Source organism: Aeromicrobium sp. CTD01-1L150 (assembly GCF_041951745.1).
Lineage (GTDB): Bacteria > Actinomycetota > Actinomycetes > Propionibacteriales > Nocardioidaceae > Aeromicrobium.
The window spans coordinates 2,667,956-2,681,856 of record NZ_CP169555.1; the positions used below are offsets into that span (position 1 = coordinate 2,667,956).

General features: G+C 69.7%; 17 protein-coding genes. 8 read left to right on the top strand and 9 right to left on the bottom strand.

Features of this window, described 5'->3' with window-relative positions; translation table 11 throughout:
- The first annotated feature begins 34 nt into the window (after positions 1-34).
- A complete protein-coding gene (locus tag ACEVFP_RS13145; RefSeq protein ID WP_374999918.1) occupies positions 35-1,561 on the top strand; it encodes an ABC1 kinase family protein in 1,527 nt (508 codons plus the stop codon).
- A 21-nt stretch (positions 1,562-1,582) separates the two neighbouring features.
- Here ACEVFP_RS13145 and ACEVFP_RS13150 read toward each other — a convergent pair whose 3' ends face one another.
- Positions 1,583-1,891, bottom strand: a complete 309-nt coding sequence (locus tag ACEVFP_RS13150) for a WhiB family transcriptional regulator (protein WP_374999919.1) — start codon at positions 1,889-1,891, stop codon at positions 1,583-1,585.
- A 130-nt stretch (positions 1,892-2,021) separates the two neighbouring features.
- Positions 2,022-2,162: a hypothetical protein gene (locus tag ACEVFP_RS13155; protein WP_374999920.1), complete on the bottom strand. Its 141-nt coding sequence runs from the start codon at positions 2,160-2,162 to the stop codon at positions 2,022-2,024.
- A gap of 115 nt (positions 2,163-2,277) precedes the next feature.
- Between ACEVFP_RS13155 and ACEVFP_RS13160 the strand changes: the two genes are divergently transcribed.
- Positions 2,278-2,970 carry a histidine phosphatase family protein gene (locus ACEVFP_RS13160; protein WP_374999921.1) on the top strand — a complete coding sequence of 231 codons (693 nt, stop codon included), beginning with the start codon at positions 2,278-2,280 and terminating at the stop codon, positions 2,968-2,970.
- Positions 2,971-3,026: 56 nt separating this feature from the next.
- Here the strand turns inward: ACEVFP_RS13160 and ACEVFP_RS13165 are convergent, their stop codons facing one another.
- Entirely contained in the window at positions 3,027-4,376 is a 1,350-nt protein-coding gene (locus ACEVFP_RS13165; protein WP_375003830.1) for a DUF222 domain-containing protein, read from the bottom strand.
- 138 nt (positions 4,377-4,514) lie between these two features.
- Here ACEVFP_RS13165 and ACEVFP_RS13170 point away from each other — a divergent pair, with 138 nt between their 5' ends.
- The 4 genes from ACEVFP_RS13170 to ACEVFP_RS13185 all read left to right on the top strand — a co-directional run bounded on the left by ACEVFP_RS13170 (position 4,515) and on the right by ACEVFP_RS13185 (position 7,328).
- Positions 4,515-5,063: a DUF3090 domain-containing protein gene (locus tag ACEVFP_RS13170; RefSeq protein ID WP_374999922.1), complete on the top strand. Its 549-nt coding sequence runs from the start codon at positions 4,515-4,517 to the stop codon at positions 5,061-5,063.
- The gene (locus tag ACEVFP_RS13175; protein ID WP_374999923.1) at positions 5,060-5,827 is read left to right on the top strand and encodes an SCO1664 family protein; all 768 of its coding nucleotides are present in this window, start codon (positions 5,060-5,062) and stop codon (positions 5,825-5,827) included. The genes ACEVFP_RS13170 and ACEVFP_RS13175 overlap by 4 nt, the downstream gene beginning before the upstream one ends.
- Positions 5,828-5,934: 107 nt before the next feature.
- Positions 5,935-6,471, top strand: coding sequence for a macro domain-containing protein (locus tag ACEVFP_RS13180; protein WP_374999924.1), 537 nt, complete (start codon positions 5,935-5,937; stop codon positions 6,469-6,471).
- Positions 6,472-6,500: 29 nt separating this feature from the next.
- A complete protein-coding gene (locus tag ACEVFP_RS13185) occupies positions 6,501-7,328 on the top strand; it encodes an NAD-dependent epimerase/dehydratase family protein (RefSeq protein WP_374999925.1) in 828 nt (275 codons plus the stop codon).
- 19 nt (positions 7,329-7,347) lie between these two features.
- Here ACEVFP_RS13185 and ACEVFP_RS13190 read toward each other — a convergent pair whose 3' ends face one another.
- Positions 7,348-8,349, bottom strand: a complete 1,002-nt coding sequence (locus tag ACEVFP_RS13190; protein ID WP_374999926.1) for an NAD(P)H-dependent flavin oxidoreductase — start codon at positions 8,347-8,349, stop codon at positions 7,348-7,350.
- Between the two features lie 194 nt (positions 8,350-8,543).
- Between ACEVFP_RS13190 and ACEVFP_RS13195 the strand changes: the two genes are divergently transcribed.
- Complete coding sequence (locus ACEVFP_RS13195; protein WP_374999927.1) at positions 8,544-8,936, top strand: nuclear transport factor 2 family protein; 393 nt, start codon at positions 8,544-8,546, stop codon at positions 8,934-8,936.
- Between the two features lie 39 nt (positions 8,937-8,975).
- Here ACEVFP_RS13195 and ACEVFP_RS13200 read toward each other — a convergent pair whose 3' ends face one another.
- Positions 8,976-9,200 (bottom strand): hypothetical protein, encoded by a 225-nt coding sequence (locus tag ACEVFP_RS13200; RefSeq protein WP_374999928.1) that lies wholly within the window; start codon positions 9,198-9,200, stop codon positions 8,976-8,978.
- A gap of 245 nt (positions 9,201-9,445) precedes the next feature.
- Positions 9,446-10,165 (bottom strand): GAF and ANTAR domain-containing protein, encoded by a 720-nt coding sequence (locus ACEVFP_RS13205; RefSeq protein WP_374999929.1) that lies wholly within the window; start codon positions 10,163-10,165, stop codon positions 9,446-9,448.
- Between the two features lie 179 nt (positions 10,166-10,344).
- On the opposite strand from ACEVFP_RS13205, the gene ACEVFP_RS13210 reads away from it, so the two are divergent.
- The gene (locus ACEVFP_RS13210) at positions 10,345-11,001 is read left to right on the top strand and encodes a sigma-70 family RNA polymerase sigma factor (RefSeq protein ID WP_374999930.1); all 657 of its coding nucleotides are present in this window, start codon (positions 10,345-10,347) and stop codon (positions 10,999-11,001) included.
- 272 nt (positions 11,002-11,273) lie between these two features.
- Here the strand turns inward: ACEVFP_RS13210 and ACEVFP_RS13215 are convergent, their stop codons facing one another.
- From ACEVFP_RS13215 to ACEVFP_RS13225, 3 genes are all read right to left on the bottom strand, one after another.
- Complete coding sequence (locus tag ACEVFP_RS13215; RefSeq protein ID WP_374999931.1) at positions 11,274-11,510, bottom strand: Prokaryotic metallothionein; 237 nt, start codon at positions 11,508-11,510, stop codon at positions 11,274-11,276.
- Positions 11,511-11,561: 51 nt separating this feature from the next.
- Positions 11,562-11,795: a hypothetical protein gene (locus ACEVFP_RS13220; RefSeq protein ID WP_374999932.1), complete on the bottom strand. Its 234-nt coding sequence runs from the start codon at positions 11,793-11,795 to the stop codon at positions 11,562-11,564.
- Between the two features lie 79 nt (positions 11,796-11,874).
- A complete protein-coding gene (locus tag ACEVFP_RS13225) occupies positions 11,875-13,899 on the bottom strand; it encodes a CocE/NonD family hydrolase (protein ID WP_375003831.1) in 2,025 nt (674 codons plus the stop codon).
- Positions 13,900-13,901: the final 2 nt, after the last annotated feature.

The window sequence follows — 13,901 nt, forward strand, 5'->3', positions numbered from 1 at the left end:
CGCCTCTGCCGCCGAACCCGGACATACTCTCGGTATGTCGGAGATCATGACCGCCCCTCCCCGCGACCCGAGCGTCCCGCCGAGCACACCGAGCCTGATCCGAGCCTCAGCGCGGCTCGCCGAGGTGCCCGGGCTCACGCAGCAGGCCCTGGCCTGGACGCACGAGGCCCAGGCCCGACGCGCCGCCGTCACCCGGGACGCCCACCGGCTCGCCCGGCCACGCCTGTGGCCGGACACGATCGCGGGGTTCGTCTCCACCGGGCTGCGGGTGCTCGGCACGGCGGCGCCCGCTGCGCCTCTGCAGCTGCTCACTGCCGCTGCCGCCTCCGCCGGTCTGCGGGTCGAGCCGGCCGAGGCCAACGCTGGAACCCTGGAGCGAGCCCAGCGACTGGTGCGCGCCGGCGGTCCGGCCTACGTCAAGCTCGGTCAGTTCATCGCGACGGCCGAGGGCCTGCTCCCTCAGGAGTGGGTCGAGGCGTTCGCCTGGTGCCGCGACGAGGCCCCGGCGCTGCCGGACGGTGTCGCCCGCGAGGTCGTGGAGAGCGAGCTCGGTGACATCGCCGACCGGTTCATCTCCTTCGCGGAGGAGCCGTTGGCCGCCGGTTCGATCGGCCAGGTGCACCGGGCCACCCTCCTGGACGGCACCGACGTCGTGGTGAAGGTCCGCCGCCCCGGACTGCGGTCCCGTTTCCGCAAGGACATCGAGACCCTCGCCCTCGTGGCGGCGGCTGCCCAACGCCTCTCCGGGCCGGCGCACTCGGCCAACCTGTCCGGGTTCGTCGAGCTGTTCGCCGAGCTCTCGTTGCAGGAGCTGGACTTCCGGCTCGAGGCAGCCAACCTCGTCGACTCCGCCGCGGTGCTGGAGTCCCTGGGGGCTGAGCACACCCTCACACCACGCCCCCTGCCGGGCATGGTGACCGAACGAGTCCTCGTCATGGAGTTCCTGCCCGGTCTCTCCTACAGCCGGCTCGACCCCGCACACGACCTTGACGGAGACCGACTGCTGCACGTCGGGATCCAAGGAGTCCTGGAGGCCACGGTCCGCCACGGCGTCTTCCACGGTGACCTGCACGCCGGCAACGTGCTGGTGGATCCCTCGACGGGCACGTTCTCCCTCGTCGACTTCGGCATCGCCGGCCGGATGGATGCCACGCAACGTACGGGTCTGGTGAAGTACCTCGCCGCCTGGGCCACCGGGGATGCGGCGGGCCAGGTGGCCGCCATGCGTGACTTCGGCGCCATCGAGCCCGACGCCGACGTCACCCAGGTCGTGGCCGAGCTGCAGGCCGAGCTGGACCTGCTGGCCGAGCGGGCCCACGGCCAGGTGACGTTCGACCAGCTGGGTGTCACCCTGGGCCGCCTGCTCCAGGTACTCGCCCGCAACGGCTTTCGGATGCCCAAGGATCTCGTGCTGTTCTTCAAGAACCTGCTCTACCTGTCCGGGTTCGCCGCTAGCGTCGCGCCGGACGCTGACGTGCTGGCCGTCGTGCAGGAGATCCTGATGGACGTCCTCGCCGACCCGTCGGCCGGGTTGGCCGACGCTCTCGCGGCCGGCGCCTGAACCGGCACCGGCCGCGAGGCCTCAGGCGGCACGCACCTTCTTGGGTCGTCCCCTGACGGGAACGCGCTCCAGGTGTCGCCCGTTGGCCAGCAGGGCGCCGCCCCAGACACCGCTCTCGGCACGCGCCTCCCCGAGCTCGAGACAGGTCTGGCGCATGGGGCAGCCCGCGCACACCGCGAGGGCATCGGCCAGCGTGGCGTCGTCGCTGGGGAAGAACAAGTCAGGATCGAGGTTCTCGCACGCCCAACGGCCGGTGGCGGGAGCCGGGTGGGCGAACGCGACCGTGACGCCGTGGGACGTCAGCACGCTCGGATCGGTCATGGTGGTCATGGATTCACCTCCTGGATGGGTTCGAAGGGCCTGGGTGGGTCGGGACAGTCCGGCTCTGGACATGCAAAGGGGCCGCCCCTGCCAGGCATCTGCCTCGCTGGAGCGGCCCCGTGACGGGTGCATGGTGGCACTACGTCACGGGCCACTCCTGGCGGATGCGCTGCTTGACGCCGGGCGTCGACGGGCCGAAGGCGCGAGCGATCACCGCGGCAGCGGGGACACGAGCGGCCATCAGGCGGCTCGGCGCGCATGCGATGCGGTTCGTGATCACTGGACGTCCTCGTTCGGTGGGTCCGGCGGACCCGTCACCGTCAGACTATGCCCGAGCACGCCCACCCGCCAAGCGATTAATCATGACTTCTTCGTGGGACCACTAGGCTCGCTGTATGGCCACCGTCCTCCTCGTCCGTCATGGCCGGACCACGGCCAACGCCTCGGGTCTGCTGGCCGGCAGGACGCCCGGCGTGGCGCTCGATGAGACCGGCGTGGAGCAGGCAGCGCGCACGGGAGAGCGGTTGTCGGACGTGCCGCTGGTCGGCGTGGTCTCCAGCCCGCTGCAACGATGCCGACAGACCGCACAGGCCATCCTCGACGAGCAGTCCGGTGCCGCCGCCCTGTCGATCGACGACGGCATCTCCGAGTGTGACTACGGCGACTGGCAGGGGCGTTCGTTGGCCGATCTCACCCAGGAGCCGCTGTGGTCGGTGGTGCAGAACCAGCCGTCGGCCGTGACCTTCCCGGGCGGCGAGTCGATGCCCACGATGCAGTCCCGCGCGATCACTGCCGTCCGGGAGAACGACGCGGCGTTCGAGGCCGAGCATGGGGCGGGCGCAGTGTGGGCGGCCGTGAGCCACGGAGACATCATCAAGGCCGTCCTGGCCGATGCGCTCGGGATGCACCTCGACCTCTTCCAGCGGATCGCCGTGAACCCCGCCTCGGTGTCGATCGTGCAGTACTCGTCCGCCCGTCCGACCGTGGTGTCGATGAACACCGACGCGGGCGACCTGTCCTGGCTGTCCTCCACCGAGGCGCCACCCGCCGAGGCACCCGTGGGCGGCGGCACCGGCCCCTCCGCCTGACCACGCGTCACCAGACCGACACGTCCAAGCTTTCAGTAGGCAGAGTTCTCCCGCGGTCATGGGAATCGTTGGTGTCGTCGGGGTCTGCGTCTGGGGTCCAGGGATGCGGGTGGAACCAGCTCGGGGATGCCATCGTCGGTGGTGAAGTGCACGTCCCAGCCGTCGGTGTGGAGGATGCGGTGGTGGTGGGGGCAGAGCAGGACCCCGTCCTTGAGGTCGGTGCGGCCGCCGGCCGCCCAGGACTCGCCGCCGTGGTGGACGACGCACCAGCCCGGTGGCCTGTCGCATCCAGGGAAGACGCAGCCCTTCTGGGCGAGTTCTAAGGCCCGGCGTTGATGCAGCGAATACAACCGCCGGTCCCGACCGAGATCCAGAGGAAGCGAATCGCCACCGAAGACCGCCGGAAGGATCCGGTGCTCACAGGCCATCCGCCGCGCCTGACCGGCAGAGAGGGTCTCTCCGGTGGACAAGACGGCGACCTTGAGCTGGTCGAGCAGGGTCTGGTGGTCGATGTTGATGGTCATGATCGGACCAACATTGTTGGTCTCCGGCAACCGGTCGACTGGCAGGAGCTCACACAGGTGGGTGAACGCCCAGCCCTGACGACGGCCATAAGACGGGCGTTCGTCCAGCAACACTCCACCCGTGGTCCGGCTGGTCTGGCCGGGTACGGTGATCTCGACCTGCGGGGCACACAAGCCATCCAGCACCACCCGCAGGTGGGCGGCCTGGGCCTCGGGGATCGTGAAGCCGCCCTTGACGGTCCCATCGATCGGGGCGCCCATCCAGAACTCCGCAGTGTTCCAGGCACGGCGTTCGCGTTCTTCGACGATGGTGTTCTCCGCAGCATCCACCGCAGTGTCTTCATCGCAGTCGGCAAGGAAGGAGCCGATGATCCGGTCTGCTTGGCGTTGGAGCTGCCGTAGATCCATCCGGGGTGCGTCCTCGACCAGCTGCGTCTCACACGCCTCCCGCGCACTGTCACTGGTGTCATCTGGCAGGAGGTCCAGGGCTTTCTCAATCACCCGCGCCTGCTTGGCACTCAACCGGCCTTGGGCCATGGCTTCATGGGACTGGGGTGTCTGCTCGATCTTCTTGGCCCGCCGGACCGTGCCACACGCACCACGACGATCGCCACCGAAGTCGTTCGACAACATCGACGCCGTCGACGTCGCCCCCTGCCGCCGCGCCTCACCCGAGGACTCCACCGCCGCCACGGCGGCCAGCTTGTAGGCCGTCACCCTCGCCTCCAGCCGAGACAGCGAGGTCGCCGCTTCACGCTGCTGCGCCCCACTCAACCCAGCAAACTCAGACGTGGCCACCGATCCCAACAGCTCATGCACCCGCGCGAGCACACCAACCACATCAGTGGTGGATTCCAGCACCGGCGCCGCCAACGGAAACACATCCCTCAATCGCTGTTGTGTTCCAATCTAGACGACCCCACCGACACCCACCAGAGAACATTTCGAAGCTGTGGAGAACCCAGGTCGATCGCCCCCGGGCCCTCGCTGGCATGCCCCGGCGGGTCCTAGCATGGAGTCATGCCCACCACCGTCCACGGCTTCGACTGGCCTGACCGATTCATCGTCGGCACGGTTGGCGAGCCGGGCCAGCGGACCTTCTACCTGCAGGCGCGCGCGGGGACCGAGATCACGAGCGTGTCGCTGGAGAAGGAGCAGTCCGCGGCACTCGCCGAACGCCTGGAGGAGGTCCTGGACTCCCTCATGGCCGAGGACGGCAACCCGTTCAGCGTCCCGGCCATCACCCCCGACGGCCTCGTCGACAACGACCCACTCGACCAGCCCGTCGTGGAGCAGTTCCGAGCCGGGATGATGAGTCTGGGCTGGGACCCGTCCACGGCACAGATCGTCATTGAGGCCTTCCCGATGCCGGTGGTCGACGACGAGGCCGTGGATGCCGACGAGGCTGACCCCACCGAGGTCTTCGTGGTTCGCATCCCCGTGGGAGCCGCCCGCGCCTTCGCCAAGCGCACCCGAGAGATCGTGGAGTCCGGACGTCCCATCTGCACGCTGTGCGAGGTGCCGATGGACCCTGGCCACGTCTGCACCCTGCCCGACGACTTCCAGTGACCAGGACACTGCAGCTCCCGGAGGGTGAGCTCTCCCTGACCGGACGCATCGTCTCAGCTTCCAACGCCACGTTCGTCGGCACGATCGATGACATCACGGTCGTCTACAAGCCGGTGGCCGGCGAGCGTCCACTGTGGGACTTCCCCGACGGCGACCTGGCCCGCCGTGAGGTCGCCTCGTACATGGTCTCCGAAGCCCTCGGCTGGGACCTCGTCCCACCGACGTGGCTGCGCGAAGGACCACATGGCACCGGGATGGTGCAGCTGTGGCGCGAGCCCGACCCCGACCAGGAGGCCGTCACCCTGGTGCCCGCGGGCGAGACTCCCTCGGGCACCAGGCATGTCCTGGACGGCATCGACGCCGAGGGGAGCACCGTCTCGCTGGTGCACGAGGACTCCCCCGTTCTGCGCCAGATGGCGGTCATGGACGTCGTCATCAACAACGCCGACCGCAAGGGAGGCCACGTGCTGGAGATGCCCGACGGTCACCGGCACGCCTGCGACCACGGCCTCACCTTCCACACCGACCCCAAGCTCCGCACCGTCCTGTGGGGCTGGCTCGGCGAACCCCTCACCGACGACGAGCTGACCGGCGTGCGGCGTCTTCGCGGCCAGCTGGACGAATCCCTCGACCAGGTGCTCTCCAGCTTCCTCACCGAACGCGAGGTGCAGGCGCTCGTCACTCGCTGCGACGACCTGCTGGCCTCCGGCACCTTCCCGGCCCCGTCCGGGGACATGCCCGCCGTCCCGTGGCCCCCCTTCTGACCAGCCCCTTCTGACCAGCCCCTTCTGACCAGCCCCTTCTGACCAGCCCCTTCTGACCAGCCCCTTCTGACCAGCACCGTCCTGACCGACGCGAGGGAGATCGACCCGTGCCCACCGCCACTGCCGTCCACGGCGACATCACCACCCAGGACGTCGACGCCATCGTCAACGCCGCCAGCACCGCGATGCGCGGCGGCGGTGGGGTTGACGGCGCCATCCACCGTGCAGGTGGACCGACGGTGTTGGCCGACTGCATCGCCCGCTTCCCCGACGGTCTCGCGACGGGCGATGCCGGCTGGACCACTGCGGGCAACCTGCCGGCCACATGGGTGATCCACACGGTCGGGCCGAACCACGCCGCGGGAGAGCGTGACCGGGCGCTCCTGGACTCCTGCTACCGACGCTCGCTGGAGGTCGCCGACGAGCTCGGTGCGTCGAGCCTCGCCTTTCCCCTGGTGGGCGCCGGCGTCTACGGCTGGCCGCTCGATGAGGCGATCGACGCAGCAGTCTCCTCGATCCTCGCCACGACCAGCCACGTCCAGGACGTCCGGCTGGTCTCACCGCACCCGCAGACGGCACGACGCCTCGCCGCTGCCCTGGAGCACGAGAGCCTCACGGACCGCGAGGACGACGCCCGTTCCTGAGGCGCCGCAGGACGTCGTAGCCTGCTGACATGGGTTCGGACGCGCTGCTGGTGGGTTGTGGCGCGCTCGGCTCCGACGTCGGGCAGCGCCTCGCCGATGCCGGTCACGACGTGGTGGCCCTACGACGCAGCGCCGGGCTGGTCCCACCTGCGCTGCGGGGTGTCTCGGTCGACCTGACCCGGGAGACTCCCTCCCTGCCGGAGTCCCAGCCCGAGCTGCTGGTGGTGGCCCTCACCGCGCGGCCACGCACCGAGGAGTCGTACCGGGCCACCTACGTCGACGGGATGCTGCGCGCGCTCGACGCCCTGCGAGGCCCACCCCGCCGAGCAGTCCTCGTCTCGTCCACCGCGGTTCACGGTGACGCCCCGTCGGTCCCGGTGACTGACGAGTGCACCCCGCCGCGCCCCGTCGACGGCCCGGCGCGCATGCTCGTGGAGGCCGAGCAGACGTTTCTCCGGCGGCTGCCCCACGGCACGGTGCTGCGGCTGTCCGGGCTCTACGGGCACGGCAACGGACGCCTGCAGGACCGGGTCCGCTCCGGTCAGATCGGCGACCCGGACCGATGGACCAACCGCATCCATCGCGACGACGCCGCTGCCGCGGTCGTCCATCTGCTCACCGTCGCCGACCAGCCGGACCAGCTCTACATCGGGACCGACGACCGACCGACCAAGCTCGGCGAGGTCGCCGCCTTCCTCGCCGAACGTCTCGGTCTCGACCCCCCGGCTGCCCCCACGGACACGCCGGGGCACGGCAAGCGGCTGTCCAACGTGCGCCTGCGCGCCACCGGCTGGGTGCCGACGTTCCCGACCTTCCGCGAGGGCTACGCCGACGTCGGAGCGGCCACGACGCCCTGAGCGACAGCGGGGACGCCGCTCAGGCTCCTGCCGACACCGAGGCGCGCTCCCGGCCGGTCCACACCGGCGTGGTGAGCGCGCTCTGGTACTGCTCGCGCAGCGTCTCGACGAGCTCGGCCACCGACTGGCGACGCTCGATGGCCCCGACGCCCTGGCCGGAGCCCCAGATGTCACGCCAGGCCTTGGCCTCCCCGGTGCCGTCACCGGTCCCGAAGTCCATCGCCGACGGGTCCGAGTCGGGAAGGTCCTGGGGGTCCAGGCCGGCGGCCTCGATGCTGCCGCGCAGGTAGTTGCCGTGCACCCCGGTGAACAGGTTGCTATAGACGATGTCAGAGGCCGCGGAGCTCACGATCATCTCCTTGTAGCCCTCCACGACGTTGGCCTCGTGGGTGGACAGGAACGCCGAACCGACGTACGCGAAGTCCGCCCCCGCGACCTGGGCGGCCAGGACCGAGGCGCCGTGCGCGATGGCACCGGAGAGCATCACCGGCCCGTCGAACCACTGACGGATCTCGCGCACGAGCGCGAACGGCGAGAGCGTCCCGGCGTGCCCGCCCGCGCCGGCGGCGACGGCGATCAGTCCGTCGGCGCCCTTCTCGATCGCCTTGCGGGCGAACCGGTCGTTGATGACGTCGTGCAGGACGATGCCGCCGTAGGAGTGCACGGCCTCGTTGACGTCCTCGCGCGCCCCGAGCGACGTGATGACGATCGGCACCTGGTGGTCGACGACGGCCTGCATGTCCTCATCGAGCCGGTTGTTGGAGCGGTGCACGATCTGGTTGACCGCGAACGGAGCCGCCGGCCGGTCGGGATGCTGCGCCGTGTGCTCGGTGAGCGTCTGGCTGATCTGCGTCAGCCACTCACGCACCAGGCTCGCGGGGCGGGCGTTGAGCGCGGGGAAGGCGCCGATCACGCCGGCCTTGCACTGCGCCGTCACGAGCTCGGGGCCGGAGGCGATGAACATCGGGGACGCCACCACCGGCAACGTCAGGGGACCACGCAGGACTTCGGGCAACGTCACGGTCTTCTTCTCCTCGGTCGGTACGGCTGGGTCGATTGTGTCAAGGCCTTCTGCGCCGGCGGCCGTGAGCCCACCAGGTGGGCCCGACGAGCCGGCGCGCTGGTGAAGGCCAGGCCAGTTCCTCCCGCCAGAGTTCGGCACTCCCGTGATAGATGTTGACCGCTCGTTTCAGTCTGCCGTCGCCGGAGCCGCCCATGCGCACTGCCCCCGCTGTTGCCGCCTGGCACGAAGTCGTGGCCACCGCAGACCTCCAACGCCTCGATGCCCTGTTGGCCGACGAGGTCGTCTTCCGCTCCCCCGCCGTGCACACACCGCAGGAGGGTCGCGCGCTGACGACGGCCTACCTGCGTGCGGCACTCGTGGTGCTCGGCCCGTCGCTGTCCTACCAGCGCGAGCTGGTGCACGCCGACTCCGCCGTCCTGGAGTTCACCGCCGACCTCGAGGGGGTCCAGGTGCACGGCATCGACTTCCTGCGCTGGGACGCCGACGACCTGCTCGTCGAGTTCACGGTCATGGTCCGACCGCTGAAGGGCCTGCAGACCCTGGTGGAGCTCATGGGAGCCGAGCTGCAGCGAGACTCACGGTGAGCCCAGCCTGCGCCGCTGGTCGCCCTGAGCACCCGGCTCTCACTGCTTGGTGAGGGCCCGGGCCCGCACGACGGCCAGGACCAGCCCGCAGACGGCACCGATCACCCCTGCGGTGAGCGCGAGGTAGCCCCACGGTCGGGCCGCCAGGACGTCGAGGCGCACCAGCACGACCCCCACGAGGCCCCCGCCGGCCAGGAGCACCGCACCGGCGACGGTCACGCTCCATCGAGCGGCTGCTGAGGTCAGTGCCTGCCCCGCCCTCATCGGCTCGGCACCCCGGGGCTCCCGCCGAGGGCCGTGGGTCGTCCGTCCGGCCTCCACTCACCCACCATCGCGTTCATGAAGCCTCCTTGGTCGCGGACAGCTACGGCGTACCCGTGGGGCAGGCTTGGCAAACCCGCACGGGGACGTCCCTGCGGCGGCCCCGCTGTGTGCTCAACGGGGCCGCCCAACCACCGAGGTACCCGGCCCGCCAGATCTCCATGCACGCCGGCGTGCTGGGCTCACGCTCAGTCCGACGGAAGGTCGCCACCGCTGACGACGCGTTCAGCGAGATCCCGCAGCTTGACGTTGTGGTCCTGGGAGTACCGCCGCAGGACCTGGAAGGCGCGATCACCGTCGATGGAGAAGCGCTCCATCAGCATGCCCATGGCCATGCCGATCAGCTTGCGCGCATCGATCGCCTTGCGGAGCCCCTCGATGTCGTGCGAGGCAGCCAGCGCGACGGACGCGTGTCGCGCAAGGATGCTGGCGACGGCCTCATCGTCGACGGTGAAAGCATCGGCACGGACGGCGAAGAGGTTGACGGAGCCATAGAGCCGGTCCGAGGTCGCGAGTGGCACGCTGAGGACGGACCGGAAGCCGAGGTCCACGAGGGCGGCGCACCAGCGCGGCCAGCGCTCATCCTGAGCCGCGTCGTCGATGCGGACGACGGTGTCGTGGACCTGGAGGGCGTCCAGGCAGGGACCCTCGTCGAGGTCTGCCTGCAGCGCATGGGCCTTCGCGACCGTGGCGCTCGTGGCGGCGGCGGTCTCGATCCGGCTGCGTGTGTGGACGAGCAGGACGCCCGCGTCCTCGCTCCCGATCGCACTTCTGGCGTACTCGGTGATGCGCTCGATGGTCTGCTCGCTGCCGCTGGCGTCGTGGAGCTCCAAGGCAATCCTGGAGAACTCCAGGTCGAGCGGGTTGCGACCCTTGGCGTCGGCGCCGACCTCCGGGGCAGTGTCCATGGCCTACTCCTGTGCAGACGGTGCGCTCTCGCCGACGGCACGAACGCCGCGAGAGCCACCCTAGGTGAGGAATCTCCGAACAACTTCGAGGTCGATCTTGCCTCACTGAGGGAACCGAGGCATCGTGAGAAGTGGTTGAGCCACCAGCCGTCACACCTCGTCTCATCCAGGAGGACGCGATGGCCACCTCGACCGACGCACTCATCCACGAACACCTTCCACTCGCCGCCCGACTGGCCCGCCCGTACACGGGCCGTGGGGTCGAGCGTGAGGACCTCGAGCAGGTCGCACGGCTCGCCCTGGTGAAGGCGGCTCGCCACTACGACCAGTCCCGCGGGGCGTTCGCGCCGTTCGCGACCGCGACGATCCGCGGTGAGCTGAAGCGCTACTTCCGTGACGTCGCCTGGGATGTGCGTCCCCCACGTCGACTCCAGGAGCTCCAGGCCCGCATCAGCTCCGAGCGCGAGCGGAATCCCCGCGACGCCGACGTCCGGACGATCGCCGACCACCTGGATGTCGACGTCGCGGAGGTCCGCGAGGCGATGGCGGCTCGCGGCTGCTTCACCTGCGACTCCACCGACGCCGCCGAGGAGGCGGGCCACCCGTTCCCCCAGGTGGACAGTCGGCTCGACGCCGTCGAGGAATGGGTCACCTTCTGCAACCTGTGCGGGGGGCTGAGCCGGGACGAGCGACAGCTCCTGCACTGGCGCTTCGTCGAGGAGCTCACACAGCGGCAGATCGGCGATCGCCTCGGCATCAGCCAGATGCAGGTCTCCCGCCGGCTCACGGCCCTGCTGGACCGTCTGAAGCGGCAGGCACACCCGGAGGCTGCCTGAGAGTGCCCGAGCATGCGTCGCGGAGCCGACGCATCAACCCTCCATGCACGGGGTACTCCTGCAGCATGAAGCTCCCTCGCCCCAGAAGGCCTGCAGCAGCAGATGATCACGGCCCGGTGGATCCCGCGACATCTCCGGACACCGAACCGGACACCGACGAACCACCGACGGAGCCCTCACCGGATGCCAGCGAGGTGGACGGGGCTGCCGACGCGGCCGCGGGAGCCCGTGGCCGCCCGCAGCGGTCCAGTCAGGAACCGTGAGTGCCCCGGTCAGGCCCGGTCCGCGAGAGCCTCGACTCCCGCAGCAGATCGCGCACAGTGGGCACAGCAGTAGAAGTGACCCTCGACCTCGTGCCCGTGGCCGATCACCGAGCAGCCACAGTGCTCGCACACCGGCGCCATCTTGTGGATTGCACACTCGAAGCTGTCGAACGTGTGCCGCTCACCCGCCGCAGCGATCTCGAAGCTCTTGTCGTAGTCGTTGCCACACACCTCGCAGGTGGCCATCGTCGCCCTCCTCTCCTGTCGCGGACCTGTGAGTCACCGTCCTGGCGACGGTCAGGACGCGAGCCGCCGGGCGAGGAGCTGCTTGCCCTGCTCCGCACCCTTGCGGCTGTCCGCCTGGGCCCGACGGAAGAGGTCGGCCAGCTCGTCGTCTCCCGACTCCTCGGCATCCTCGATGTAGGTCTCCATGCGCAGCGCGTTGCTGAGGCACGCCTCGGTGAACCAGATGATGTCGTAGTGCTCGTCCGTCGTCCCGGTGATCTGACCGGTGTCGGTCGTCGATGCCATGACAGGCCTCTCCCTTCTTCATCTCGATCTCTTCTCCCGTGTGCGTACCCACAGCAGGGGCCGCGCAATCCCGGCCGCACTAGACATGGTGACGCGGCACCCTCTCCTGCCAGTTGAGGGAAAGCACTCGCTCCCCGCCCTCGAACGCATCGAGCTGTGCGTGCAGGCAGAAGTCGTCCGCGGTCGAGCTGAGGATGGTCCGGGTGACCGTCTCGACGTTCCAGCCGTCTCGGCGAAACCCCATGAGCCAGTCGGTGCGTCCCTCGACGGAGTCGAAGTCGTCACCCACCCAGCTGTAGCGCTCGTCGGTGCGCCGCGTGACCTCCAGGTCGATGTCCTCGAAGCGCACGACGCCGAGGTCCTTCATGACCTCCAGGGCCGACTCGTAGTCGACCAGGTCTCGGCTCACCTCCCAGCGGTGCTCACCGGTACGCACCTGGGTGACCGGGATCGGCTCCGCGCCCTCGGGGTCCTCGAAGGGGCGGACGCTGATCTCGTCGGCCTCCCGCACCGACCGAATCGGCAACGTGACCTGCGACGTACCGGTGTAGACATCCAGCTGGACGGGGACCGGTGGCGGCCAGGCCAGCGGCCAGTACGAGGTCGAGACCGAGACACGGATCCGGTGGCCGGGAGCGAACGCGTGGGCCACACCGTTCAACGTCACCCGCGCACGGTGCCGCTCCCCCGGGACGAGGTCCTGCGGATCAGCATGTCCCTCGCGATGGGTGAGGTTGAGCAGTCCGTAGGTCACCCGGGTCGCGCGGCCGTCAGGCGCGATGTCGGAGAGCCGGACCGCGACCATGGCGTTGGGCTGGCTGGCGGTGAAGTCGAGGTCGACCTCCGGCGCACCGAGGATCTCGGTACGCTCGGACAGCACCTCGCTGTCGAACACCAAGGAACCACCGTCCTCCTCACGCTGGTCGTACGGCAGGTCCGGCGGGGCGTTGTATGAGCACCACTTCCCGGCGAACTGACCCACCGACAACGGCGACTCGACGGTGTGCCGCTCGGGGGCGATCTGCTCGTCGGGACGTGCCACGCGGTGCGGTGCCAAGGGGTGGACGGATGGCCGGACATGTGGCGACGGCCAGCTGGGGTCCCCGACCCAACGGCCGGGACGTTCCTCGTACGCGGTCAGGGGCGGCACGCTGTCCTGCATCCAGGTGCGCAGCATCGGTGCGTCCATGACGTCGTTGTCCACGTCCTTCAGCCAGTGGTCCCACCAGGCCACGACCTCCTGGAGGAACCCGATCGCCGGCCCCGGCTCACCCAGGTGCGGGTACTTGTGCGACCACGGGCCGATCAGGCCCTGACGCGGCACCCGGAGGTGCTCGAGCATCCGGAAGACGGCGTTGGAGTAGCCGTCGGCCCACCCGCTGACCGCCATCACGGGACACTCGATGGCCGCGTAGTCCTCGCACACCGAGCCGTGGCGCCAGTAGCCGTCGCGATGCTGGTGGGTGAGCCACTCCGACAACCACAGGCCGCTGCCGCGCAGTCGCTCGAGCCACATCTCGCGCCACTGCTCGCCCACCACCGCGGGATCAGGCGGAGCAGAGGTGTAGGCGAACATCGTCGACGCCCACGAGAGGTTGTCACTGAGCAGGCACCCGCCCATGTAGTGCACGTCGTCGGCGTACCGGTCGTCGCTCGAGCACGCCGTGACGATCGCACCCAGGCCCGGGGGACGACGGGCGGCGACCTGCAGCGCGTTGAAGCCGCCCCAGGAGATGCCCATCATGCCCGTACGACCGTTGCACCAGGGCTGCTCGGCCAGCCACGCCAGGATCTCCTCGGCGTCGCTGAGCTCCTGCTCGAGGTACTCATCGGACAGGACACCCTCGGAGTTGCCGCTGCCGCGCAGGTCGACGCGGACGCAGGCATAGCCATGACCGGCCATGTATGGATGGTGGATGGAGTCGCGCTGCGCGGTGAGGTCCCGTTGGCGGTAGGGAATCAGCTCCAGGACCGCAGGGACGGGATGCTCGCGAGAGTCGGCAGGTCGCCAGACCCGAGCGGCCAGACGCACGCCGTCCGGCATCGTGATCCACACGTGCTCGTCCTGTGTGACGTCCTGGGGAAGCGAGCTCACGGTCCGCATCG

Excerpts from the sequence above, each read along its gene's own strand:
- ACEVFP_RS13185 (WP_374999925.1), top strand. The coding sequence starts at position 6,501 with ATGGGTTCGGACGCGCTGCTGGTGGGTTGTGGCGCGCTCGGCTCCGAC.
- ACEVFP_RS13215 (WP_374999931.1), bottom strand. The coding sequence starts at position 11,510 with ATGGCCACCTGCGAGGTGTGTGGCAACGACTACGACAAGAGCTTCGAG.
- ACEVFP_RS13195 (WP_374999927.1), top strand. The coding sequence starts at position 8,544 with ATGCGCACTGCCCCCGCTGTTGCCGCCTGGCACGAAGTCGTGGCCACC.
- ACEVFP_RS13205 (WP_374999929.1), bottom strand. The coding sequence starts at position 10,165 with ATGGACACTGCCCCGGAGGTCGGCGCCGACGCCAAGGGTCGCAACCCG.
- ACEVFP_RS13150 (WP_374999919.1), bottom strand. The coding sequence starts at position 1,891 with ATGACCACCATGACCGATCCGAGCGTGCTGACGTCCCACGGCGTCACG.
- ACEVFP_RS13145 (WP_374999918.1), top strand. The coding sequence starts at position 35 with ATGTCGGAGATCATGACCGCCCCTCCCCGCGACCCGAGCGTCCCGCCG.
- ACEVFP_RS13225 (WP_375003831.1), bottom strand. The coding sequence starts at position 13,899 with ATGCGGACCGTGAGCTCGCTTCCCCAGGACGTCACACAGGACGAGCAC.
- ACEVFP_RS13200 (WP_374999928.1), bottom strand. The coding sequence starts at position 9,200 with ATGAGGGCGGGGCAGGCACTGACCTCAGCAGCCGCTCGATGGAGCGTG.
- ACEVFP_RS13220 (WP_374999932.1), bottom strand. The coding sequence starts at position 11,795 with ATGGCATCGACGACCGACACCGGTCAGATCACCGGGACGACGGACGAG.
- ACEVFP_RS13170 (WP_374999922.1), top strand. The coding sequence starts at position 4,515 with ATGCCCACCACCGTCCACGGCTTCGACTGGCCTGACCGATTCATCGTC.
- ACEVFP_RS13160 (WP_374999921.1), top strand. The coding sequence starts at position 2,278 with ATGGCCACCGTCCTCCTCGTCCGTCATGGCCGGACCACGGCCAACGCC.
- ACEVFP_RS13210 (WP_374999930.1), top strand. The coding sequence starts at position 10,345 with ATGGCCACCTCGACCGACGCACTCATCCACGAACACCTTCCACTCGCC.